The 21,175-nt window shown below is 62.4% G+C and carries 25 protein-coding genes; 19 read left to right on the top strand and 6 right to left on the bottom strand.

Going from position 1 to position 21,175, the window contains the following annotated elements:
• The first annotated feature begins 35 nt into the window (after positions 1-35).
• Genes FFS49_RS29290 through FFS49_RS29275 form a run of 5 tightly spaced genes read left to right on the top strand, consistent with a single transcriptional unit; the run spans position 36 to position 5,331 of the window.
• Positions 36-2,072 (top strand): filamentous hemagglutinin N-terminal domain-containing protein, encoded by a 2,037-nt coding sequence (locus FFS49_RS29290; RefSeq protein WP_105816791.1) that lies wholly within the window; start codon positions 36-38, stop codon positions 2,070-2,072.
• 3 nt (positions 2,073-2,075) lie between these two features.
• On the top strand, positions 2,076-2,216 hold the full coding sequence (locus FFS49_RS42145; RefSeq protein ID WP_171026855.1) for a hypothetical protein: 141 nt from the start codon (positions 2,076-2,078) through the stop codon (positions 2,214-2,216).
• The gene (locus FFS49_RS29285; RefSeq protein ID WP_226285505.1) at positions 2,213-4,009 is read left to right on the top strand and encodes a ShlB/FhaC/HecB family hemolysin secretion/activation protein; all 1,797 of its coding nucleotides are present in this window, start codon (positions 2,213-2,215) and stop codon (positions 4,007-4,009) included. The genes FFS49_RS42145 and FFS49_RS29285 overlap by 4 nt, the downstream gene beginning before the upstream one ends.
• Positions 4,010-4,858: a peptidyl-prolyl cis-trans isomerase gene (locus FFS49_RS29280; RefSeq protein WP_105816786.1), complete on the top strand. Its 849-nt coding sequence runs from the start codon at positions 4,010-4,012 to the stop codon at positions 4,856-4,858.
• 14 nt (positions 4,859-4,872) lie between these two features.
• Entirely contained in the window at positions 4,873-5,331 is a 459-nt protein-coding gene (locus FFS49_RS29275) for a hypothetical protein (protein ID WP_060091305.1), read from the top strand.
• Positions 5,332-6,434: 1,103 nt separating this feature from the next.
• Here FFS49_RS29275 and FFS49_RS29265 read toward each other — a convergent pair.
• The 5 genes from FFS49_RS29265 to FFS49_RS29245 form a co-directional block, all read right to left on the bottom strand.
• The gene (locus tag FFS49_RS29265) at positions 6,435-9,584 is read right to left on the bottom strand and encodes an error-prone DNA polymerase (protein ID WP_060091303.1); all 3,150 of its coding nucleotides are present in this window, start codon (positions 9,582-9,584) and stop codon (positions 6,435-6,437) included.
• 6 nt (positions 9,585-9,590) lie between these two features.
• Entirely contained in the window at positions 9,591-11,069 is a 1,479-nt protein-coding gene (locus FFS49_RS29260) for a DNA polymerase Y family protein (RefSeq protein WP_171026854.1), read from the bottom strand.
• On the bottom strand, positions 10,990-11,706 hold the full coding sequence (imuA, locus tag FFS49_RS29255) for a translesion DNA synthesis-associated protein ImuA (RefSeq protein WP_060091300.1): 717 nt from the start codon (positions 11,704-11,706) through the stop codon (positions 10,990-10,992). Before imuA ends, FFS49_RS29260 begins: the two co-directional genes overlap by 80 nt.
• Before the next feature lie 73 nt (positions 11,707-11,779).
• Positions 11,780-12,691: an SOS response-associated peptidase family protein gene (locus FFS49_RS29250; RefSeq protein WP_060091298.1), complete on the bottom strand. Its 912-nt coding sequence runs from the start codon at positions 12,689-12,691 to the stop codon at positions 11,780-11,782.
• A 127-nt stretch (positions 12,692-12,818) separates the two neighbouring features.
• A complete protein-coding gene (locus FFS49_RS29245; protein WP_081071013.1) occupies positions 12,819-13,145 on the bottom strand; it encodes an H-NS histone family protein in 327 nt (108 codons plus the stop codon).
• A gap of 164 nt (positions 13,146-13,309) precedes the next feature.
• Here FFS49_RS29245 and FFS49_RS29240 point away from each other — a divergent pair, with 164 nt between their 5' ends.
• The 5 genes from FFS49_RS29240 (at position 13,310) to FFS49_RS29220 (ending at position 15,635) form a co-directional block, all read left to right on the top strand.
• Positions 13,310-13,990 carry a site-specific integrase gene (locus FFS49_RS29240; protein WP_060091296.1) on the top strand — a complete coding sequence of 227 codons (681 nt, stop codon included), beginning with the start codon at positions 13,310-13,312 and terminating at the stop codon, positions 13,988-13,990.
• Between the two features lie 188 nt (positions 13,991-14,178).
• Positions 14,179-14,430 carry an AbrB/MazE/SpoVT family DNA-binding domain-containing protein gene (locus FFS49_RS29235; RefSeq protein WP_081071022.1) on the top strand — a complete coding sequence of 84 codons (252 nt, stop codon included), beginning with the start codon at positions 14,179-14,181 and terminating at the stop codon, positions 14,428-14,430.
• Positions 14,424-14,774: a type II toxin-antitoxin system ChpB family toxin gene (locus FFS49_RS29230; protein WP_060091294.1), complete on the top strand. Its 351-nt coding sequence runs from the start codon at positions 14,424-14,426 to the stop codon at positions 14,772-14,774. The genes FFS49_RS29235 and FFS49_RS29230 overlap by 7 nt, the downstream gene beginning before the upstream one ends.
• 13 nt (positions 14,775-14,787) lie before the next feature.
• A complete protein-coding gene (locus FFS49_RS29225; RefSeq protein ID WP_060091291.1) occupies positions 14,788-15,105 on the top strand; it encodes a hypothetical protein in 318 nt (105 codons plus the stop codon).
• A 17-nt stretch (positions 15,106-15,122) separates the two neighbouring features.
• Positions 15,123-15,635 (top strand): hypothetical protein, encoded by a 513-nt coding sequence (locus tag FFS49_RS29220; protein ID WP_060091384.1) that lies wholly within the window; start codon positions 15,123-15,125, stop codon positions 15,633-15,635.
• Here the strand turns inward: FFS49_RS29220 and FFS49_RS42140 are convergent, their stop codons facing one another.
• Positions 15,636-16,082, bottom strand: coding sequence for a hypothetical protein (locus FFS49_RS42140; protein WP_155632561.1), 447 nt, complete (start codon positions 16,080-16,082; stop codon positions 15,636-15,638).
• On the opposite strand from FFS49_RS42140, the gene FFS49_RS29210 reads away from it, so the two are divergent.
• From FFS49_RS29210 to FFS49_RS29165, 9 genes are all read left to right on the top strand, one after another.
• Positions 16,081-16,560: a hypothetical protein gene (locus FFS49_RS29210; protein ID WP_060091289.1), complete on the top strand. Its 480-nt coding sequence runs from the start codon at positions 16,081-16,083 to the stop codon at positions 16,558-16,560. The genes FFS49_RS42140 and FFS49_RS29210 overlap by 2 nt on opposite strands.
• Before the next feature lie 604 nt (positions 16,561-17,164).
• Entirely contained in the window at positions 17,165-17,584 is a 420-nt protein-coding gene (locus tag FFS49_RS29200) for a hypothetical protein (protein ID WP_226285506.1), read from the top strand.
• Between the two features lie 39 nt (positions 17,585-17,623).
• Positions 17,624-18,160, top strand: coding sequence for a hypothetical protein (locus FFS49_RS29195; RefSeq protein ID WP_060091286.1), 537 nt, complete (start codon positions 17,624-17,626; stop codon positions 18,158-18,160).
• A gap of 227 nt (positions 18,161-18,387) precedes the next feature.
• Entirely contained in the window at positions 18,388-19,002 is a 615-nt protein-coding gene (locus tag FFS49_RS29190) for a hypothetical protein (protein WP_137910121.1), read from the top strand.
• 9 nt (positions 19,003-19,011) lie between these two features.
• Positions 19,012-19,254 (top strand): hypothetical protein, encoded by a 243-nt coding sequence (locus FFS49_RS29185; RefSeq protein WP_060091282.1) that lies wholly within the window; start codon positions 19,012-19,014, stop codon positions 19,252-19,254.
• 27 nt (positions 19,255-19,281) lie between these two features.
• Entirely contained in the window at positions 19,282-19,527 is a 246-nt protein-coding gene (locus tag FFS49_RS29180) for a hypothetical protein (RefSeq protein WP_060091280.1), read from the top strand.
• A gap of 13 nt (positions 19,528-19,540) precedes the next feature.
• The gene (locus tag FFS49_RS29175; protein ID WP_060091278.1) at positions 19,541-20,074 is read left to right on the top strand and encodes a hypothetical protein; all 534 of its coding nucleotides are present in this window, start codon (positions 19,541-19,543) and stop codon (positions 20,072-20,074) included.
• A gap of 16 nt (positions 20,075-20,090) precedes the next feature.
• On the top strand, positions 20,091-20,657 hold the full coding sequence (locus FFS49_RS29170; protein ID WP_105816788.1) for a hypothetical protein: 567 nt from the start codon (positions 20,091-20,093) through the stop codon (positions 20,655-20,657).
• Positions 20,658-20,671: 14 nt separating this feature from the next.
• Positions 20,672-21,040: a hypothetical protein gene (locus FFS49_RS29165; protein WP_105816789.1), complete on the top strand. Its 369-nt coding sequence runs from the start codon at positions 20,672-20,674 to the stop codon at positions 21,038-21,040.
• Positions 21,041-21,175: the final 135 nt, after the last annotated feature.

Below are 21,175 nucleotides of genomic sequence, written 5' to 3'. Positions count from 1 at the left end.
TGGCGAAGGGTGACGAGATGCGAGGCGGGGAACACGTGCGAATCAAATTGCTGCAACTCAGTCTCGCGTTGATGTGGGCAGGTGTAGTTTCTTCGCCTCGAGCAGCAGGCATTGTCGCGGATGGGGCGACTACAACGGCTGTTACTACGAATGCCGTAGGTCGCCAGACCGTCAACATTGCTCCCGCCGTCGGTGGCGTTTCGAACAACACCTACTCGTCCTTCAACGTTTCGAAAGCCGGCGCCGACCTGAACAACGTAGGCATTAACGCGCGCACGATCGTCAACCAGGTCACGAGCACGAACCCGTCGCTGATCCAGGGCAACATCAACGTGCTCGGTCCGCGCGCGAATGTGATCCTGGCGAATCCAAACGGGGTGACGGTCGACGGAGGCAGCTTCACGAACACGGGCCACGTCGTGCTTTCAACGGGACAGGTCGGTTTTACCGATCTCACGCTCGCGCCGGGCGTCGTACAGCGCAACGTCGTGCTGACGACCGACCGCGGCGCAATCACGATCGGTCCCGGTGGGCTTTCCGGCACGCTAGTGAACCTCGACCTGATCGCCAAGCAGTTGAGCATCAACGGGCCGGTGACCAACGATTTCACCAGCTCGACGAGCGGCATCCGCGCGATCGCCGGCGACAGCACTGCAACCTATGACACGAGCTTCTCGCCGTCCGACAACGGCCACGACTGGCTGATCGGTACGTCGTCGCCGGGCACCAAAAGCAACGCCGTCGCGGTCGACATCACGGCGGCCGGTGGCCTGACGGCGGGCCGCGTGCAGCTGATCGTCACCGACCAGGGCGCGGGCGTGCACAGCCTCGGCAAGATCTATGCGAACGCCGGCGACGTCGTCGTCACGGCGACCGGCGATATTGCGATTGCAGACGGCTCCGTGAAGGCCGAGCGCGATCTCGCACTCACAACGCCTGGGACCGTCTCGTTGCAGGGTGCGCAAGTCAGCGCCGCGAACAATGTGAACGTTCAGGCCGGCGATATCGCGCTGTCTGACGACGCGACGGGCCCGACGACCTTAAGCGCCGGCAACACGGTCAATCTGGCGAGCAGCGGCGCGATCACGAACACCGGCAGCGTGATTCAGGCGGGCACGACAGCAAGCGACGGCACGACGACCGGCGGCGACGTTGTCCTCACTGCCGCCGGCGACATCACGAATCGCTCGAGCGCGAACAACCTCGGGATCATGTTTGCGGCCAATGGCCAGACGAAGTTGACGGCCGGCGGCAACATCATCAATGACAACGCTCGCATCCTGTCGAACGGCGCGGTGAGCCTCACCGCGGCCGGCGACGTGCAGAACATCATCGACCATACGGGCGGCGCGAACGGTGGCCAGCCCACCGCGTATTCCGATCGCGGCGGCAGCTTCCTATTCTTCACGCATACGACGAGCGGGTTTAACGTCGATTACGGGACGGTCGGAAACCCGGATCAGCTTGCCTATATCGCCGCTGTGCACGGCCCTGTGACGATCACCAGCCGCAACTTCACAAATTCCGGCGGGATCGTTCAATCGAACGACGGCGACGTCAACATCACGGCACAAAACGCCTTCACGAACGCCGCTGTATTCACGGGCCAGGCGAGCTATACGCGCAGCTGCTGGATCTTCTGCCACGCCGATGCATCGAGCAACGTCACACCATATGGCGGCACGATCCAGGCAGGCGGCAACATCGGCATCAAGGCCGGCACGGTCGCCCGCAACGTCGGCGGCAACGTCTTCGCGAACGGCGACATCAAGGTTGACGCACAGGTCACGTACGCCCAGGGCGTGACGGGTTACTCGGCGATCAACCAGCACTGCGGCTTCAAGGCATTTTTCGGGAGCACGTGGGCGCAGATCATCGCGATGGATATCGGCGGCGGCTTCACCGCGAACGGCAGCGTGACGCTGACCGGTGACGGCGTGATCGAGGGTGGCTCGTTCAACGGCGGGAAGGGTGTCACGGCGGCCGGCGGCATCACGACCGTACGCGCGCCGTCGCGCACGCCCGTCCAGAGCGATCAGCATCTGGGCCTGACGACGTGGTGGTGGCGGTAACGGATGAACTATCAAACAAAAAATCGACTGGGGGTCGCTGTCGTCGTGTTCATCGCTTTCGTGCTCACGCTAGCCGCAGTGAAGCGCGACATCATGAGCACCGCAGCGCCAACGCTCGGGCACCTGCACGCACAACAACGATGAAACGACGCGCATTCCCCCGACTCAAGCTGCCACTGCTGGTCGCGAGCCTTGCTGCATTCCATGTACCGACGCACGCACAAACGCCGCCAGTCGGCCGTCCCGTGCAGGATCCGGCACAACTGATCATCGAGCAGCAGCGGGAACAGGCGCGCCAGCGGCAACTCGACCAGCCGCCGGCGTCGATTACGGTCGCCCCGACGCCGGAGACGACGCTCGACATCCCGGTGGACACGCCGGTCGATGCGATCGTCGAGACAGGACCGACCTTTACCGTGAAGCAGATCGTGCTGCAAGCGCCCGACGGCAAGCCGTTCAAGCCGCCTCGCGGGATCTCGGCCCAGCAGCTCGACGCGATTGTCGAACCGTTCGCGAGCCACGAGCTCGGCTCACACCGCATCAACGTGCTGCTCAAACGCATCACGGACGTATTCGTCGCAAACGGTCTGGTGACGACGCGCGCGCTGCTCGGCCCGCAGAATCTGGCCAGCGGCACGCTGAAGATCACGATTCAGGTCGGCACGATCGAAGCATTCACAGTTAACGGCAAGCCGATTCACCGGCTCAAGGCGGGCGAAGCGTCGGCCGGCGGCGGCTGGCTCACGGACGCAGGCTACGAGAACGCATTTCCGGTATCGTCCGGCGATCCGCTGCGCCTGCCCGACATCGACCAGGGCGTCGCGCAGATCAACCGCCTGCGCCGCAATCAGGCCACGGTGCAGATCCTGCCCGGCCAGAATCCGGGCGAATCAATCGTCGACATCGGCAACAAGCCCGGCGATCGTCTGTACTACACGTTGGGCGTCGACAACTACGGTAGCTCGGCCACGGGCGTGACGCGCTATCGCGCCGGCGTCGAGGCCGACAACCTGCTCGGCCTGCAAGAGTCGTTGAGCGTCAATTTTCTCGACAGCCTCGACAGCAATGCGATCGTCGGTTCGTTCGCGGTGCCGTTCGGCCGCCATACGTTCAGCTATACGATTTCCGATTCGGAATACCAGCAGGTGATCGGCACGACCGCGCTCGAGTACGGCCGCACGCTGTCGCATATCTTCGGCTGGAATTACCTAGTGAGCCGTAGCGTGAGCGACATCACGAGCGTGGATGCCACCGTGTCCTGGCGCCGCACCGACCGCGAGGTCAATGGCATCGACCTGGATCCGCAGCGCGTGGCCGTGCTACGGCTGGCTGGAAACTGGCTGCACAAATTCGTAATGAACGACGCACAGGGCAATTTCACGATCAACGGCGGGCTGTCGCAAGGACTGCCGTGGTTCGGCGCGAATCACGATCCACACGGCATCACGCGCGACGAAGCGCACAGCCAGTTCACGAAGGTGGATGCGACGGCCGCGTTCACGCTGCCGCTGCCGAAGATCGGTCCTGCGCTGGTCGCCTATCGGGGCGTGCTGGGCGGGCAATATACGAACATGGCACTGTTCGGGTCGGAGCAGTTGTACCTCGGCGGCATGGATACGATTCGCGGCTTCCGCTCCGGGGAGATCGCTGGCGATCGCGGTTTCTATTCGCGCAACGAGCTGGCGTGGGTGAATGCGCCGGCATGGAGGGACGGACGAATCGAACCATATGTGTTCGTCGACGCGGGCAAAGCCAGCCTCGTCTCTTTCCCGGGTTTTTCGACACTGGCCGGTGCGGGCGCGGGGCTACGCGCGCAATGGCAGTGGCACAAACAGATGCTCTCGGGCGAGCTCACGGTCGGACGCGCACTGGCGCAGCCGGCCGCCCTCGGCCCGAAGGCGACCCTTGTACTTGGCACTTTGAACTGGACAATGTAGATGAGCCACTCGAACTGGAAAACCTTTATCGCCGCGTCGGCGCTTTACCTCGGCATCGCCTGCGTCGCGCAAGCTCAAACACCTGCTTCGTCGACGTCGCCGGCCGGCACCGTAGCAACCGTTAACGGCACCGCGATCACGCAGGCGGAAGTCGATGCGGTGCTACGGGCCTCGCGCCAGCCGGATACGCCGCAGGTACGCCAGGCGATCAAGAATCAGCTGATCGCGCGCGTGCTGATCCAGCAGGCCGCCGAGAAGGCCGGCTACGGCAGCAAGCCGGAGGTCCAGACTGCAATGCAGGTGGCAAAGGCGAATGCCGAGACGCAGCTGTATCTGAAGGACAACGTGAAGCCGGAGCCGGTCACGGATGCGCAGGTCAAGGCGCGCTACGACGAGATCGTGGCCTCGCTTGGAAAGGACGAGTACAAACCTCGCTTGATCGTGGTCCGCGATGCAGCGACGGCCGCGACGGTGCTGAGCGAACTCAAAGCGGGCAAATCGTTTGATAGCCTCGCGCGACAATACAGCATCGCGTCGAGTCGCGATGCCGGCGGTGAACTGCCGTGGGTGAGCTTCAAGACGCCGGCAACGGAGGGCAAAACGTCTGGTCTGCCGGCCGCAATCGCGCAGGCGCTCGAAAAACTTCCTGCCGGCGCGGTTACGCCAGAATCGATCCCGGTCGATGGGACACGCGCAATCGTGAAGCTCGATGCGAAGCGACCGACCCAAGTGCCGTCCTTCAATCAGGCTCAGGCGACGATTCGCCAGCAGCTGCAAGCGTTGGCGCTTGAGAAAGCAAGCGCGCAGTTCGTCGGTGGCCTGATGAAGGGCGCGACGATTCAACAATAAACGATCGAAAATTTATGCCGCATCAACGCTCGGCGCGTCGGGTGAGAACGAAGGCAGAGTTACTTCCTCTGTCGGCCGCCCATGTCCGCGCCATTTCGCTAGAGAATCATCTCGCGCTTGCGACTATCCGAAGCGGGCATGGCACGTCGGAGACGATGATTGCGTTGCTGCGGGTGCTGTACCTCGGCTACTTTATTGTTGAGCCCGATGTTTCTGACAGTGACTTGGCACTTTTTCTCGCGGCCGAAGCGCTCCTGCAACAGAGTATCGACTCTGCGACGAGTGAGCTGGAATGGAGTCTGCCGACCGATCGGTTGGGGCCGATCGAACAGTTGCTCCTGAGGATGGATGCGCTCGTCGCAGGCGTTCCGAAATACCGCTATCTTCAGGCGTGGGACAAGCTGGGTCGGTTCGCCGAATCTGACGAATGCTCGCCTTTACCGGGAAGTCAACTGAACGAGGTGCGGCAATGACAACCACTAGCGAGCCGTCCGGACTCGAAAAATTAAAGCAAGTCGCCGCGAGCTTAGGATGGCAATGCCTGTCGGAAGAATGGGTCGGCTATCAGGCTCGTTACTGGTTTGCCTGCGAGAACGGACATCGTTTTGAGCGATCGGCCTCGCCGCTGCTGTATCGAGAAGCGACGCGGGTAGTCTGTGCCTCGTGCGAAGCCGATGCCTTGCGCGACCGATGGCTCACGACGGTTGCCGAGCGAGGCGGGGAATTACTGAACGGTCCCTTCACCGGTTTGCAGTCACGATATCGGCTTCGGTGCCATGCCGGACATGTATGGGAGGTACAAGGCCGGAAAGTCAGCGAGGGGAGTTGGTGTCCGGCCTGCGCCCACGAAGCCTCCGCACAACGCCAGCGCAAGGCCGATGGCCTCGCCCAGTTGCAGGCAATCGCGGAGGCCCAAGGTGGAAAGTGTCTCGCCAAACGGTACACGATTGGTCGCGACCGGTATCCATTCGAATGTGCACACGGACACCGTTGGAAAGCAGAAGGGCATGAGGTCATGCGCGGGAGGTGGTGTCTGACATGCGCCCGCTCGGCGCGCGCGGAGGCCCAAACTGATCCGGATGGCTTGCTACGACTCCAGGCGGCTGCACGGAATCGCAATGGGGAGTGCCTGACTTCGGACTATCGAGGGCAGGCGGCAAAGTATCGCTTCCGGTGCGCGGTAGGCCATGAGTGGCAAACCTCGGGGCAGAACGTGCTTAATGGCACTTGGTGCAGGCGCTGCGCGGTGGACGCTCGCCGGCTGACGATCGAAGACATGCGCACGCTGGCGGCGCAGCGAGGCGGCGTATGTTTGTCGACCGAGTATGTCGATAAAGAAACTAAACTGACGTGGCAGTGCCACCGCGGCCACGTCTGGCAGGCGCGGCCGGCAAGTGTGAGGAATGGAGGGCACTGGTGCCCGTCGTGCGCAATTCTTGAGCGCATCAGTGCAAAGCAGCAATGGAAGCGCTTACGGTACGAGGCGAGCGGAACTCCTCCGTACTGATGGGATGCAAGGTGGTAGAGCGTCTCGCTCAAATGTGATTCGATTGACGCTCAACCCCCTCGACGATAGTCAGCAGAACTCCCGCGCAGTTGTTGGCAATGCCCCGAGCAGCTCGGTCCGGTCAACGAGTTTGCTCGCAATCAGATGGCGCACTTTGCCTTCGGCCTGCCACACGCCGTAGACCGCGAGCAACGCGGCGCCGAGCGCTTCCTTCCGAAACTTCTCCAACAGACCGGGCCAGAGGATTACGTTGACTTGGCCCGTCTCGTCTTCGAGCGTCATGAACAACACCCCGTTCGCCGTGCCCGGCCGCTGCCGTACCGTGACCACTCCGCACGCGCGCGCGAGCTGGCCGCTGCGCAACGTCGCCAGTTGCTCGGCCGACTGCAGGCGATCGAGTGCGAGGCGATCGCGCAGCAGCGCCAGCGGATGTCGGCCGAGCGTGAATCCCATCGCGCGATAGTCCGTCACGATCTCGTGACCCTCCGATGCTTGAGGCAACGCCGGCACCGCGTCGTCGCGTTCGGTGCCGCGTAGCAGATCTCGATCAGGCACGGCAGCGGCCGCGAGCCAAAGCGCCGCGCGTCGGTTGCCGCCGGCGAGTGAGCGAAGGGCGTTCGCGCGCGCGAGCACCTGCAGGTCGTGCCGATCGAGCCGCGCGCGGCGCGCGAGGTCCGCGACGTCGACGAATGGTCGCGCTGCGCGCGCGAGTTCGATGCGGCCGGCGACGTCCTCGCGCATGCCGCGCAGCAGCGAGAAGCCGAGGCGCACGGGCGCCGATGTCGTCGGCCCTTCGATCGCAGAATCCCATGTGCTCACATTGACGTCGACCGGCAGCACTTCAACGCCGCGGCGTCGCGCATCCTGCAGCAACTGTGACGGCGTGTAGAAGCCCATCGGCTGGCTGTTGAGCAGCGCGGCCAGAAATACGGCCGGTTCGTGTCGCCGCAGCCATGCGCTCGAGTAGACGAGCAGAGCGAAGCTGGCCGCGTGGCTCTCCGGGAAGCCGTATTCGCCGAAGCCCTTGATCTGCGCGAAGATCGATTCGGCGAACTCGCGGTCGTAGCCGCGCTCGAGCATGCCGCTGACCAGACGTTCGTGGTACGGCTCCAGTCCACCCTTGCGCTTCCATGCCGCCATCGCGCGGCGCAGCTGGTCGGCCTCTCCGGCGGAGAAGCCGGCGGCCAGCATCGCGACCTGCATCACCTGTTCCTGGAAGATCGGCACGCCGAGCGTGCGCGCCAGTGCCTTCTCCATGCCTTCCGACGGAAAGGTGACGGGCTCGAGCCCTTGGCGCCGGCGGAGAAACGGATGCACCATTCCGCCTTGCACCGGGCCCGGCCGCACGATCGCGACTTCGATCACCAGATCGTAGAAGCACTGCGGCCGCAGGCGCGGCAGCATCGACATCTGCGCGCGAGATTCCACCTGGAACACGCCCATGCTGTCGCCGTCGCACAGCATGTCGTAGGTTGCCTTGTCCTCGGGCGGGATGTCCTGCAACTCGAATGTCTCGCCGCGCTTCTCCGAGATCATGTCGAGCGCGCGGCGCACCATCGACAGCATGCCGAGCGCCAGGACGTCGATCTTCAGAATGCCGAGCGCCTCGATGTCGTCCTTGTCCCACTGAATGATCGAGCGATCCTCCATCGCTGCGTTCTCGACCGGTACGAGCCGCGTGAGTTTGCCGCGGCTGATCACGAAGCCGCCCGAGTGCTGCGACAGGTGACGGGGATAGCCGAGCAACTGCGCGGCAAATGCGGCCCACTGCTGATTCAGCGGCGCGTCGGGGTCGAGGCCGGCCTCGGCAAACCGCTGCAGCAGATCCGCGCGCGAATCGAACCAGTGGTGCTGCTTCGCGACGCGATCGACGATCGCCGGATCCACGCCGAGCGCCTTGCCGGCTTCGCGCAGCGCGCTGCGCGGCCGGTATGTCGTGACGGCGGCCGTCAGCGCTGCGCGATCGCGGCCGTACTTGCGATAGATGTACTGCATGACCTCTTCGCGACGCTGGTGCTCAAAATCGACGTCGATGTCCGGCGGCTCGTTGCGCTCCTTGGAGATGAACCGTTCGAACAGCATCGACTGCCGCGACGGGTCGACCTCGGTCACACCAAGGCAGTAGCAGACGGACGAGTTCGCAGCCGAGCCGCGTCCCTGGCACAAGATGCCTTGCTCGCGCGCGAACTGCACGATGTCGTAGACGGTCAGGAAATACGCCTCGTATTTCAGGTCGGCGATCAGCTGCAGCTCGTGTTCGATCTGCGCCTGGACGTCCACTGGGATGCCGGCGGGAAAGCGCCGGCGCGCGCCGATGTAGGTCTGCTCGCGCAGGTACGTCGCCGGGTCGGTGCCGGCCGGTACCAGTTCATCCGGATACTCGTACTTCAGGTCGTCGAGCGAGAACGTGCAGCCCCGCGCGACGCGTACGGTTTCCTCGAGCGCGCCGGCGGGATAGAGGTTGGCGAGCCGCAGACGCGATCGCAGGTGACGCTCCGCGTTCGGCGCGAGTTCGTACCCGCACTCCGTTACCGGCCGGCCGACCCGGATCCCCGTCAGCACGTCCTGCAGCGGTTTGCGCGATCGCACGTGCATGAGCGGCCAGCTGGTGGCCACCACCGGCACGCCGTGGCGCGCGGCGACGCGCTCGACCACGCCGCGGTGGATGTCGTCCATCGCGCGTGCGTGCAGGGTCAGCGCGACCCATGCGCGACCGCCGAACACGCGCGCGAACCATTCGACCTGCGCGTCGAGGCGCTGCTCGTTGGCCGGGAAGTCGGGCGACAGGATCGCAATGCAGTCGGGCAGGCTGCGGAGGTGGGTGTACGGCGCTTCCGGGTGTTCGAGATCGAGTGGCGCCAGCCGGTACTTGCCTTTCTTGCTGCGCATGCGACCGAGCGAAATGAACTCGCAGAGGTTGCCATAACCGTCGCGATTCATCGCCAGCGCAGTGAAGGCGAGCGCTGGCCAGCCGTCGGCGGCCGTCAGCCGGAAGTGCGAGCCGATGATCAGCGGCATGTTCGCCGCCTTCGCTTCGACGTGCGCGCGCACGACGCCCGCGAGCGAGCATTCGTCTGTGATTGCGATCGCGCTGTACCCGAGCTGCGCCGCGCGCGCCACGTATTCCTCCGCGCGCGACGCACCGTGCAGGAAGGAGAAGTCGCTGGCGACCTGGAGTTCAGCGTAGGCGGGCAGGGCGCCGAAATTGCCGGCGTTCATGGTGGATCAACCGAACAGGCCGTGCAGGAAGAAGCGCGCTTCGCTCTCGTCGCTGGCCGTCGGCCGCTCCTTGTAGATCCAGTAGCAGACGCCGTTGTCGTCCTCGGCGACGAAGTAGTCGCGCGTCACGGTCTGCCCGTCCTGCCAGCCGCCTTCGATGCGCTCGCCGGGCGATACCATGCGCAGCGGCGTGCCGTAGAACGGCCGATGCTTGCGCGTGAGCAGCGGCACAGGCTTGGCAAGCAACCAGGCCGGGCGCGGCAGATCCGCCGGCAGCGGCGCCGGCTTCGGCGCGCCGCGCATCGGCACCCATCGTGCGGCCGGTTCCGGACGGTAGTCGGCCATGGGAGCCGGGACGAGCACGTTCTCGGCGCCGAGCCGCGCAGTCAGCAGTTCGAGCAGCCGCGCGTGATCCTGCGGCGTGCCGCCGGGCTCCGGAAAGAGCGAATCGCTCGGCGTGGCCGCTTCCTGCACGCTGCGAGCAACCAGGCGCACCGCAATCACCGGCCCGGCGAGCTCGACGTGGCCGAGCCGTTCCTTGACCAGCCGCGTGAGGTGTTCCTCGAAACGAGTGGGCGCACCCAACGCGATTTCAATCTCGGTCGGCGCGATTGCGTCCCGACCGCGCTCGTGCTCGAGCAGCAGTGCGAACGCGGCGACGTCCAGCTGCTTCGCGGTGAGCCAGCCGGTCAGCTGCAGGATCAGCCGGCGCGCGACGAACAGCAGCGCCTCGGCGTGCTCGACGCGGTCCATCAGTTCGACGCGCGTGTCGAACGACGGCGGCATTTCGAGCCAGTCGTAGGCGGCCGGCGCGGTGCCGGCGACTCGGTCGAGCCAGTCGAGCAGCTGCGTGCCGCAGCGCTTTTTCAGCCCGGCGCGCGGCAAGCGCTGCAGATCGGCCAGCGTTTCGCAGCCGAGATCCTCAAACCAGTTCGCGTAGCGCCGGGCGTCCGGCGCCACAACGAGCGGCACGCGCGCGAGCGCGCGGCGCAGCGATCGCGCGGACAGCGCGAGGCCGCCGCGCAGGCCGCGGGCAACCATCCACGCGGCCGGGCCCGACGACGCCACGGATATCGCCGCGGTGACACCGAACGACGCGACCACGTCGCGCACGCGCTGGCGCAGCGCGCGGATGCCGTGGAAGAGGCGCAGGCTCGCCGTCACGTCGAGCACCACCACGGCCTCCTCGGCGTCGACGACGTTCGGCGTGAACTGCAGGAGCGCATAGGCAACGCCGAGCACGAGCTCGCGCTCGCGCGCGGCGTCGCGCTCGCGGATCTGCGCGTCCGGCGCGAGCGATAGCACGCCACCGCGGCGCATGCCGGCGACGACGCCGAGTGCACGCGCGGCGCGATCGAGCGCCACGACTCGGCCGCCCTCGAGCACGACGAGCCCGCGCACATCGTCAGGCGACGGCGCCGGCGATCGCGGCCGGAACACTTCGAGGTTGAGGTGCGGCAGATGCACGCCGATCCAGACTTGCATGGCGGTTCAACAAAATCGGCGAAGGGGACAGGGGAACGAACAGCGGCGTGTCGCGTGCCGGTCCGCGGCGCTTCACGAACGTGACGTCGATGCCGTCGCGCTTGGGCGCCAGCGCGAGCCGCAAGGGTGCGGGCGACGCGTCGCGCGAGGCGGCGACCGGCCGGAAGAGATAGAAAAGCGCTTGGCCGCTCTGCGCGGCCAGATTGAGCCGCCGTAATGCGTCCGCTCGGACGTGCGGCTGCCAGAGCAGCACGGCAGCGCATGTGCCGGCGCGCAGCGCCTGTTCGGCGGCCCACAGCGCATCAGCCGTGCGCGGCGCCGGCAGCGTCACGAACCCAGACGGGTCGATGCCCCAGTACGCGAGCGCCAGCGGTTGCAGCGCATGCGGCGGCTGGATCAGCATGATCGACTTGCCGGCCGCGCGCGCGAGCACCGGCGCCAGCAGCCGCAGCTCGCCGATTCCAGGCTGCGGCGCGAGCAGCTCGATCAGCGCGCCGACCGGCCAGCCGCCGCCGGGCAGTTCGGCGGTCAGTTCCGGATGGCCCGTGTCGATGCCGCGGATGCTTGAGCGAGCCAGTTGGCTGGCTCGCCATAAACCCGAGTGGATTGCTTCTGGATGAGCGAGGGCGGGGTGCATGGGGTCAGTTACGCAAAATACTGTATATTTGTACAGTATATGACAGAGATAACCGTCCCTCCAACCCCCGCGTTTACGCTGCGAGCTGGTGCTCGTAGTACGGCCGCTCGTGGTCGGCCAGGATCTCGCGCAGCTGCGCACGCCGGGATGGATCCGGCGCCAGCCAGGCGTCGACGTTCGAGGATTTCAGCGGAATCACACACCGGTCGTGCCCTGCAGCCGCGACTTCGGGCGGCGGATCGTCGGTGATCGCCGCAAACGACCAGAGGTCATCGGCACCGGGAATCTCGGTGCGCGTCCACAAGCACGCGAGCTGCATCTGCTGCGGTGGCGTTGGATCGAAACGCAATATGACGTCCTTCCCGTCTCGGTCGACGTGCTCGAAGAACGTGTCGGCGAGCACGATGCCGTGCGTGAAGCCAAACACCTGACGCCAAACCGTGGCGAGGCTTGTTTTTCTGGCGTTATAAACTCCCGGCTTCTGCTTCTCGTCCGCCTCGGTCCAGCCCGGCAGCCTGCATCGGTATCGCATCGGCACGACCAGACGCTTGCCGTCGAGTTCGATCAGCACGGGCGCATACCAGCCGGGGAAGATTCGCGAATCACGCTCCTGCAGGTCCTGCCGGCGAAGATCGTCGAGCCCGCGCGTTGCCGCATCGATCTTGTTCGTGGCGATCCGGACGTCCTCACTGGCCTTCTTCGTAATCTTCACGGCGAGCTTTTTCTCGGCCGCGACGAGCCGCGCTCGCTGCTCGAACAGATCGGTCTCCAGCTTCCGTGTCCAGTGGCTCCGATACGCGGCGATAGCGGCCGAGATTTCGTCGTCGACACCGGCGAACGCGGCGTCGACCGCCTTCGGGATCTTGATGTCGGCTCCGGATGCGCGCGCGAAGAAGATGCGCCTGAACGTCTCGATGTCCATGTCGGCACCATAGCGCCGCACGTACTCTCGATAGTTGGCTTGGATCTTTGCGGAATAGCACATTGCCGTCCCCCATAAGCAACCGTTCCGGGACAGGGTACCGCAAGTTTTGAGCAGGGGCCCAGCGCTGTCGCGACGTTCGGCCGACCGCCGAACATCTTCCCCGCAAGATCGTCGCGGGGACGAGACATCAGGCGTTCTCTCCGGGCCACCACGGTTTCGCCGCACGCTCGATTAGGTAGTCGTCGAGATTTTTACCTTCCAGCCATTTCGGTCGCGGCCCGAATCCGGACCACTGCTTACCAGAAGAGGGGTCGTAGTACTTCGCTTGAGCCCGGGGTTTGCGCGATTTCCGGAGGCCCGCCGCGCGCAGCAGTTCATCTTCGGTGATGCCGTAGAGCGCAACGCGCTCCTGGACGCCGGCCAAATACGCCTGCTTCTCGTCCTTCTTCACGTCCGCGAGTCGAATATTCAATTCGCGGAGTTGAGCCTGTAGGTCGGGTAGTTCAGCGGTCACGATCGTTTTCGAGTAATTGCAATAGGACGGAATGGTAATGGATGGTCGGCGCCGCGCCGAATTTTCCGAGGTTGCCTTGTAGGACGGTGTGGTAGGTTTGAAAAAGAGCCTGCACGGTTTTCTCTCTGAATGATCCCGATTTCCATCTTGTTCAGAGAGCCATCATGCCCAACGTCATAAAACGAGCCGCCGTTCTGTCGCCCGGCCAGATCCGTCATCTATTGCGCGTCACTGAAGCGACCAGCAGGCATCCGGCGCGCGACGCCGTGATTCTTCTGCTTGGACTAAGCGTCGGCATGCGGATCACTGAGGTCGCCCAAATTACGGTGGCCGACGTCATGTTCCGCAGTGGTGCGCTCCGCACGGAGGTCTCTCTTCGAGCGGCAATTACCAAGGGCTGTCGCCAGCGCGCCGTCTATTTTTCTGCCCGCAAGCTGGTCGATGCGATTGAGCGGTACCTGGAGTACCGAGTCGCGCACGAGCTGGGGGCCACTCTAGACAGGTCTCGCTTTCGTGGACTGAATCCTGACATTCCACTGATCCTCAGCCGCAAGGGCTATCCGTATGCGCTGAATCGCAAGATACGGATCTCGGCTGACGGAGAGCCGATGGACTACTGGGCGGCGGATTCTCTTCAAGCGTACGTGACGAGCCTCTACAAAGCCGCTGGGCTCAGGGCGTCCAGCCACAGCGGTCGACGCACGTTCGCAACCCGGTTGCTCGGTCGGGGTGCGACGATTGAGCAGGTGAAACTGTTGCTTGGCCACGAGTCGATCGACGATACGCGTCGCTATATCGAGGTAGATGGGGCGGTTCTCCGCCGCATTCTGGAGAGCGCGATTTGACAGCGTTTGCAGCGTCAATGCCCTTCGCGGGCGCCCACTGATTCCCCTCAAGATTAGCTCCACCAGGTCGATAAGTCAGTGTGGACGCAGTATCCAACATCGTGAACCATGTTGATCCAAAGTAGATACGCAATTCCTTGACGTCTTGCTGAGATGTTTCTACAATGGATCAACATTTGGAGCGTGTTATGGAACTTAAAATTCAGAAATGGGGCAATAGCGCTGCGGTTCGTCTGCCCGCAGTGTTGCTTGAGCAGATGCATGCCTCTGTGGGCGGCTCTCTTAACGCGGACGTCCGCCCTGACGGTGTTTTGCTGACCCCTGCACGCCGCAAGTACGCACTGGAAGATCTAGTCGCTCAATGCGATGTGAAAGCTCCTGTTCCCGCCGACATGGCTGCATGGGGCGAGGTCATGCCGGTGGGGCGTGAAGCATGGTGAGGCGGGTCAAGTTTGAGCGGGGCGACATCGTGCGCGTGAGCCTGAACCCGACCATCGGGCGTGAACAGCAGGGCGATTTCCGTCCCGCGCTCGTGTTGTCTCCGGCCGCGTTCAATACGTTAGGTGTAGCGCTCGTTGCGCCGATTACTCAAGGAGGAGAGTTTGCGCGCTTCGCAGGATTCGCCGTGCCGCTCTCAGGTTCGGGTACCGAGACGCAGGGCGTGGCCCTGGTGAACATGGTGCGCATGCTCGATCTGGAAGCGCGCGGTGCACGCAAGATCGAGCGCGCCCCGGCGGAGGTCGTTGAGGATGCGCTCGCTCGGCTGCAGACGATAATCGAGTAGGAAAAAACGCTAAATGCACAAGCAACAAGTCATCGCTGAGTTGGAGTCGCTGCCGGACGTGCGACTGCCATTCCCGGCAGCGTGCACCGATCCGGCATTCTCGCGCTGTTTGATGGAAGCCGCGGGAACGCCGGAGTTGGTCGCCGAGTTCGATCGTCTGAGTGGCTGCAATCTCTCGGCCGTTGGAAAGGGTTCGCCACTCCAACGGGCCATAGATAGCGCGACGGGCCGATTCGACGGCGATATCCGCCGCTTTGCCGAGTTTGTCCACGATGCGGTGTACTCCCGCTTACCCAGCGCTGCAGTTCACGTTCTGCGCTTGAGTGCATGACGAACAGGAAAGACACCATGCGACTCGCTGACGCCGATCTGCGCAGGCCGCCGGCACGCTCCTCCACCGGCACCCGGCCGCTCGGCGCCGTTCTCGGCACGGTCCAAGTGCCTGCGCACGTCATTCGTCTCTCTGATCAGTTGGCTGGCGAGTTCTACACCGCCGCCGAGGAAAGCGACTTCAGCGATCAGGTCGAGACCTTCGCAATCCCGTCCTGGGCCAAGCGCGACGGCGCCCCGTGGCTTCCGAATCTCGCTGCGCTCGGCTACTGCCACGCTGACAGCGGCTACCGGGGCCGTGATGAACAGTTCGTAGCGACCGCAGCCGTAGACATGCACACGGACGACGAGGGCCTGGTGCTGATGGTTGTACTGCATAACGACGGTCTGACCTTCCGACAAGGAACGGTCCGCCACAAGCCGAAGGCGGGTGACTGGTTCATCTTCGACGATCGTCTGCCTCACGGTGTTGCGGAGGCGCCCGGCCGGGCAGCGTTTCTCGGCTGGAACATCCCGATCATACCGCTCTGATCAACCGGTATCGGTCCAATGGAAGATTTGCCGGCCCGGCCGGCTCATGAAAAGCAGGAGCAGACGATGTTCGATACGATGCGCAGAGAGCTGAGCGAACTGATGCAGCGCGTGAAACGTGCGACCGAATGGGATACGACGATCGCATGCGGGAAAGTCCGGCTCGATGAAGTTTCGCCGGAAGCGCTCGCGAAACACCGAGCCGACACTCAACGTATCGCGGAGCTGACGGCGAAATACGGTCTCTAATAGGAAAACGATGATCCTCCCGATCGCCGCGTTTTTGATTTGGATTCTGGTCAGCGGGCCAATCCTCGTGATCGGGATGCGCAACGAATGCGGCACGCTTCGGGGCAAGATGGGGTTCGTCGCAATTTGGGCAGTGGTGAACTGCGGTCCACTTGCCGCCCTTGTGATATGGGTTTGGAAGCGATAGGAAAACGCCATGAAGGAAGCGACATACGTCTTTAAGAACGCCGCTGGCAAGTGGGTGTCGGGCTTTCCCTCCCGGCAAGCAGCCATTGACGCTGCATTCGCCGACGGATTGACACAGTTCGAGACGGCCAGCGTCACCACGGAACCCCCCGCATATTTTGTCCGCTTTCTTGCACCAGTCGCGTTGAAAAGAATGATTGAAGGAATGAGCGACGGCGAAGAGAGCGGGCACGTGGTTGACAGCAACGGAGCCCGAGAGATTTTGGAGAAGATAGCTGCCGCCAATATTTCAGACGGCTTTCCCCTTAACGATGAGCAACCGTGTCCATCGGAATGGGACAAGGTCGTCGATCTTATGAACCGCATGCAGGACGCAGCAGCTGCTTGGTTTCGCGAAAACGGCTTCGAACATGCGACCGCCGGCTTCGTCGATTACGGGAGTACCGAACTGCATATTAAAGGGACGAGCTTGAACGTCCCGCTTCTGTGACGGCCGGCGACGAACTAGACAAAGGAAAAGATCTATATGCCGTCGACCCTGAGTGCCAACCGCGTCCTGCCGTCCTCGGATCTCTTAGACCGCTTGGCGCCCGCTTATGAGCCGTGTGCGGGGTTGGCGGGTGGATGCCGAGACAAGGTCTCCTGGGCGCCGGAGCGCGGGCATGTGCCGCGTGGATACTGTGGAGCAATCGGGGAGCTGGCTGAGGTCCGCCTCGTGCTCGTGATGGCAGAGCCGGGTGATCCTCACCACTCCGAGTCGCATATGGATGACGGCTCTGCTCGTGGGCGTCAAGAATCGGCTGCTCGGTATGCTTGGGAGGCTTTTGAGACGGGTAAGGATTTGTTTCACCGACGCGTGCGCGAGCTGCTCGACGCGTGCTGGCCAGATACGGATTTTAATACCCAGATGCAGTGGACATGGATCACTGACTCGGTATTATGTTCCGCAAGCAAGGAAGGCGGATCGGTGCCGATCAGTGTTGTACGCGAGTGTGGAGCGCGTTTCCTGCACGCGCAGCTGGCTATGTTCCCGAACGCCATAGTCGCTGCCTTGGGCAATAAGGCAAAGGAGCGGCTGCGATCATGTGGAGTGAGTGAATTTTTCGCTGCAGGGGCGATTGCCCCTCCAGGCTGCAATTTTCCGGCCAATAGGGCGTCGCATGAACGGCTCGCGGCCGTTGTTCGAGCAAAATTCCCTGTACAGGAAAGATCTCGTGGATGATCCGCGAAAACGTGCCCGGGAGGCTGTAGCGCGGGCAATCTGCGTAGCTTGCGGCGAACAGCCAGACAAGCCGGGGGATGCGCGCGGCAACGCGATCCCCTCGCAAGATTACGAGCATTCGGCCGCCGCAGTTCTGGTCGAACTCATGGCGGCCGAAATGGGCGAGCCAGGGCGTAGTGCAGTATCGCATCTAGCCAATGTCATTGCCCGAACGTGCGGAGACGGCCCCGATAAGGCGTGGATGTACGAACGCGCGGCCAGCGACGCACTGCACGCCTATGCGGTTTGCTGAGATCGGAAAACCAACCTGCGCAAATTTCTCCCACATCTGATGCAACGCAAGCCATTCTTCATTTGCGTCGCAGTTTCAGCGGTCTTCCTGTCCGCGTGCGGCGACAAGGAAAGCCATGCGACCGGACAAACCACGGCGCAGGCGACCACCGCACCGGCCAAGGCTAAGGAATTGACTCCCGATATAGCCGCGGCATGGGCGCAGACCGTGAACATCCACAAGACCGCGGACGGTTCGACGGTTTCGCAAGTTCTGGTCTATGTGCAGGCCAAACGGCCCGCGAAGTTCAAGTACCGGGCACTCGTGGGCGGAGACGACATCGGGTATGACGGAGCCACGGGCGAGCCCCGCGCAGTGAGCATTACCTACTGGATTGGAACGAAGCGTGGGGAGGACGAAAACTATGTCGATATTGGCTATGACATGACGCCGCAAGGACAAGCGGTTGCTCCTTCCGAGAAGGAAACGCCCGCGACGTTGGCACTCGAAGGCGGGAAACAGTCATTCTTGAAGTGGCTTGACCATGCCTACGAGGAAGAGTGCCACGACGTGGAAACGCACAAATTCACTTGCTAATTTGAGTCGGAAAACATATGACTGTGGCTAACAATCGAGAAGGGGCCGAATTCTCGGACGCTACAAAAAAATCTCTTGGCCTTCGTGCGGGATATCGTTGCTCCTTGCCGAGTTGCCGCGCGATAACAGCTGGACCGAGCGATGAGTCACCGACCGCTCATATAAACGTGGGCGAAGCCGCTCATATTCATGCCGCGTCGCCGGGGGGGCGGCGGTACGATGCTTCCATGTCGCAAGAACAGCGGCGAGACATCAGTAACGGTATCTGGCTATGCGTAGCCCATAGCCGTGAGATTGATCGCGACATGGTCAAATACACCGCAGCGTTGCTCAAGCAGTTCAAAGCAGCGCATGAGCAATTCATCGCTAACGAATTGACCGCTGGAAGAGGGGACACAGGTAATCAGGAAGTGCGCGCGCGCGCGGTACGAAGTGTGCGTCAAAACGCCGAACAGTTGGAAGATTTTGCGATTGACTGCTATCACCTCGTTAAAGCGAATACTAAAGAGTTCGAGGTTAGCTTGCAGTTGCCGAAGATTCCTCCCTGCCGCCCCACTGGTGACGACAGTGTCTCATTGGACTTTGAGAGCCGATACAGCGATTTAGCGCGCGAGATAGAAGCTGCGAACCGAAACATTGATGAAATAGCCAATGACGGCTACCACACTGGCACCGAAGAAGGGCTCCTAGTACTTGAATCCCGTGCTTGGCGCATAGCGAAGATGGCGCTGACTCTCGCGCGTGACTATCGTTCTCACTTTGGGCTGTCTCGCGCAAGCTTGTCGGGGCGTGAGCAAGCGATAGAAGAAGAGATTTTCGATCGCGCGGCCGCCGATGAATAGGAAAACGGCATGAATCTGATACAGCCAAACAAACAGTGGATCGAACAGGCCGATGCCGCGATCCGAGAGGTCAATCCGAGTGCTGCCGAAGTCGTAGAGGCAACGCGAGGTTTCGCGGTGCTGGGGCGTGAAGGCGTGCTTACCGCGCGCCTCTTCGATGAAACCCAGTGGCGGATCGACGGGCAGGACGTTCGACAGCTTACCACTGACGAAATCGCCGCTCGAGCGCGGCTCCACGAATCGTTTCAGTGAGACGACGGAAAACGAGCGGACGAAGCAATGAAACGCATTAGCCGATTCGCGGAGCATGAGGGCTGGCAAATCGAGGCCTCGCCGACTCGCTTTGCTAAGCAACGACTCTTCGCATCGGGTGTGATCGTCTCTCGTGGGAGCGAGCGGTTCATTTTCACTGACCTGGGAAATCGGGTCTATCGGTGGCAAGCGTACGAGCGCGGCATCGAGTGGGCGAGGCTGTGGATCGACAACAACTACCGTCTCGGCGTGAGCAAGGTGCCGCACGGATAACGGAAAACAAGAAATGGAAATCCAAAAGCGCGGAACACAACGCCTCGCTAGCGACGAACCCAACCTCGTCTCCAGTTTCGAGACCGGCTTCATCTCGCTGAAAGGTTCGATCGTCGGGGTGTGCATCAAGTACGCGATGTTTGACGGGGATCGTCGCATTGCGCACTGGCCACTCGATAAGTTTTTGCAGCTTCTGTCTTGTTTGAGCAAGTACAGCAAGACACATTGGGACGGATCGGATATGCAGCGAACCACGGATCCGAGATTTGTAGTGGACTTGCCGGCGCGACACCCCTATCACACAGTCGTTGACGAGGCACCTACCTTGAGTCAGGATGAGATTGGGGCGTCAAGCGAATCCACGTTTGTGCTGGACTTTCGGTTTGTCGATAGAACAAAGTCCTGCGAGATCTTATCTACGTTTCGCAACGGCGAATGTCGCACGGATGCACTGCCCGAGTACATCGCGATGAATCTTTTTGGGTACCTCGAATCGAGTGTCGAAGCCCTCGGCCTTTTAGAAGCCGGAGTGGGCGGTTCTGCATGAATCGGAAACCTGGCGCATGAAGCAAAATCCAATCGTTGCAGCCTTCCTGACTGACGACAATGCCATGTTTGACTGCTTGTCTCGGCCGATAACCAGTGGGGAATGGCACGAGGCCTTCCGCCTGACCGCCGCTGAATGCCAGAAGAATGAGGCGAATCGCGAAGCTTGTCATACTCGTTGGGTAACACACGGCGCTCGAATACGCGAGGGCGTAGGCAACGATGTCCTGCTATCAGAGTTCCTTCGAGCGATTCTTCCGCCTTACACGGGCAGTTCGATGACGCTGTTTCGGGGCGAAAGCACTGAGCGTTTTACGGCCGGGCGGATCGGGTTATGCTGGACTTCGCAAAGGGACACGGGTACGAGGTTTGGCCGCGGGCTAAACGCCCTCTACGAAGGCGGCGGTCTCCTTCTTTCAGCCACCGTCGATGCGTCGGCGATCATCGCTGGCCCAGGGCGTCATAGCAATTGGCTTGGCGAAGCGGAATATACGGTAGATCCCGCTGCGATCAACGAGATCACCGTGCTGGAGCGCTTCCCTCATTTGCGCCTGTCGTCCACGAGCGGCGACGTCGAGGAGTGACACGGAAAACGGCAATGAAGCTCAGTTTGATGTTCAAGTGGGCGAAGGCTCTCGTCGGCAAGCCGGAACCGAGCGGCGTATTCAAGCTCGGACATGGCGTCGCAGCGCCGACGACAGGCATGGTGAAATCGCCTTTCAGCGATGCAATCGTAAAGACGCTCGCCTCAATTGGAGCGTGCCCCGGCGACTTCGTTGAGGTCAACGAGTTTGGTGCAGCACGCGTGGTCGGTCGCCGTCCTCATTTGGCGAGCGAGCGGCCTGATGCGTCGGAGCAAGCGATTCGTGAAGCGCTCACAAGGATCTATGGCAACGATGCCGCAGGCCTCGACAACGTGACGGCGGGAGCGAACGTTGTCGTGTTCCGCAGGACCCAAAACGCGTAGGAAAACAACGAGGAAAGGAACATGGTGTTGATTTCCACCGAGTCTTAACCCACCGATTTCATCTAAATCTGACCCACCCCGAGACAGCGTAGTACATCTATTCCGGTGTGGATAACTCTTCGTTACCCGCTGGTT

Source organism: Burkholderia sp. 4NA327C6 (assembly GCF_005502655.1).
Lineage (GTDB): Bacteria > Pseudomonadota > Gammaproteobacteria > Burkholderiales > Burkholderiaceae > Burkholderia > Burkholderia contaminans.
The sequence above is the reverse complement of the archived record's forward strand: the minus strand, read 5'-3'. Positions and strand labels throughout refer to the sequence as shown.

What these genes read in the sequence shown, in the direction of transcription:
- FFS49_RS29210 (WP_060091289.1), top strand. Translation starts at nt 16,081, where the DNA reads ATGAAGGAAGCGACATACGTCTTTAAGAACGCCGCTGGCAAGTGGGTG.
- FFS49_RS29260 (WP_171026854.1), bottom strand. Translation starts at nt 11,069, where the DNA reads ATGCAAGTCTGGATCGGCGTGCATCTGCCGCACCTCAACCTCGAAGTG.
- FFS49_RS29220 (WP_060091384.1), top strand. Translation starts at nt 15,123, where the DNA reads ATGCGACTCGCTGACGCCGATCTGCGCAGGCCGCCGGCACGCTCCTCC.
- FFS49_RS29235 (WP_081071022.1), top strand. Translation starts at nt 14,179, where the DNA reads ATGGAACTTAAAATTCAGAAATGGGGCAATAGCGCTGCGGTTCGTCTG.
- FFS49_RS29280 (WP_105816786.1), top strand. Translation starts at nt 4,010, where the DNA reads ATGAGCCACTCGAACTGGAAAACCTTTATCGCCGCGTCGGCGCTTTAC.
- FFS49_RS29195 (WP_060091286.1), top strand. Translation starts at nt 17,624, where the DNA reads ATGCAACGCAAGCCATTCTTCATTTGCGTCGCAGTTTCAGCGGTCTTC.
- FFS49_RS29265 (WP_060091303.1), bottom strand. Translation starts at nt 9,584, where the DNA reads ATGAACGCCGGCAATTTCGGCGCCCTGCCCGCCTACGCTGAACTCCAG.
- FFS49_RS29275 (WP_060091305.1), top strand. Translation starts at nt 4,873, where the DNA reads ATGCCGCATCAACGCTCGGCGCGTCGGGTGAGAACGAAGGCAGAGTTA.
- imuA (WP_060091300.1), bottom strand. Translation starts at nt 11,706, where the DNA reads ATGCACCCCGCCCTCGCTCATCCAGAAGCAATCCACTCGGGTTTATGG.
- FFS49_RS29180 (WP_060091280.1), top strand. Translation starts at nt 19,282, where the DNA reads ATGAAACGCATTAGCCGATTCGCGGAGCATGAGGGCTGGCAAATCGAG.
- FFS49_RS29250 (WP_060091298.1), bottom strand. Translation starts at nt 12,691, where the DNA reads ATGTGCTATTCCGCAAAGATCCAAGCCAACTATCGAGAGTACGTGCGG.
- FFS49_RS29190 (WP_137910121.1), top strand. Translation starts at nt 18,388, where the DNA reads ATGTCGCAAGAACAGCGGCGAGACATCAGTAACGGTATCTGGCTATGC.
- FFS49_RS42140 (WP_155632561.1), bottom strand. Translation starts at nt 16,082, where the DNA reads ATGGCGTTTTCCTATCGCTTCCAAACCCATATCACAAGGGCGGCAAGT.
- FFS49_RS29170 (WP_105816788.1), top strand. Translation starts at nt 20,091, where the DNA reads ATGAAGCAAAATCCAATCGTTGCAGCCTTCCTGACTGACGACAATGCC.
- FFS49_RS29185 (WP_060091282.1), top strand. Translation starts at nt 19,012, where the DNA reads ATGAATCTGATACAGCCAAACAAACAGTGGATCGAACAGGCCGATGCC.
- FFS49_RS29285 (WP_226285505.1), top strand. Translation starts at nt 2,213, where the DNA reads ATGAAACGACGCGCATTCCCCCGACTCAAGCTGCCACTGCTGGTCGCG.
- FFS49_RS42145 (WP_171026855.1), top strand. Translation starts at nt 2,076, where the DNA reads ATGAACTATCAAACAAAAAATCGACTGGGGGTCGCTGTCGTCGTGTTC.
- FFS49_RS29230 (WP_060091294.1), top strand. Translation starts at nt 14,424, where the DNA reads ATGGTGAGGCGGGTCAAGTTTGAGCGGGGCGACATCGTGCGCGTGAGC.
- FFS49_RS29240 (WP_060091296.1), top strand. Translation starts at nt 13,310, where the DNA reads ATGCCCAACGTCATAAAACGAGCCGCCGTTCTGTCGCCCGGCCAGATC.
- FFS49_RS29225 (WP_060091291.1), top strand. Translation starts at nt 14,788, where the DNA reads ATGCACAAGCAACAAGTCATCGCTGAGTTGGAGTCGCTGCCGGACGTG.
- FFS49_RS29165 (WP_105816789.1), top strand. Translation starts at nt 20,672, where the DNA reads ATGAAGCTCAGTTTGATGTTCAAGTGGGCGAAGGCTCTCGTCGGCAAG.
- FFS49_RS29175 (WP_060091278.1), top strand. Translation starts at nt 19,541, where the DNA reads ATGGAAATCCAAAAGCGCGGAACACAACGCCTCGCTAGCGACGAACCC.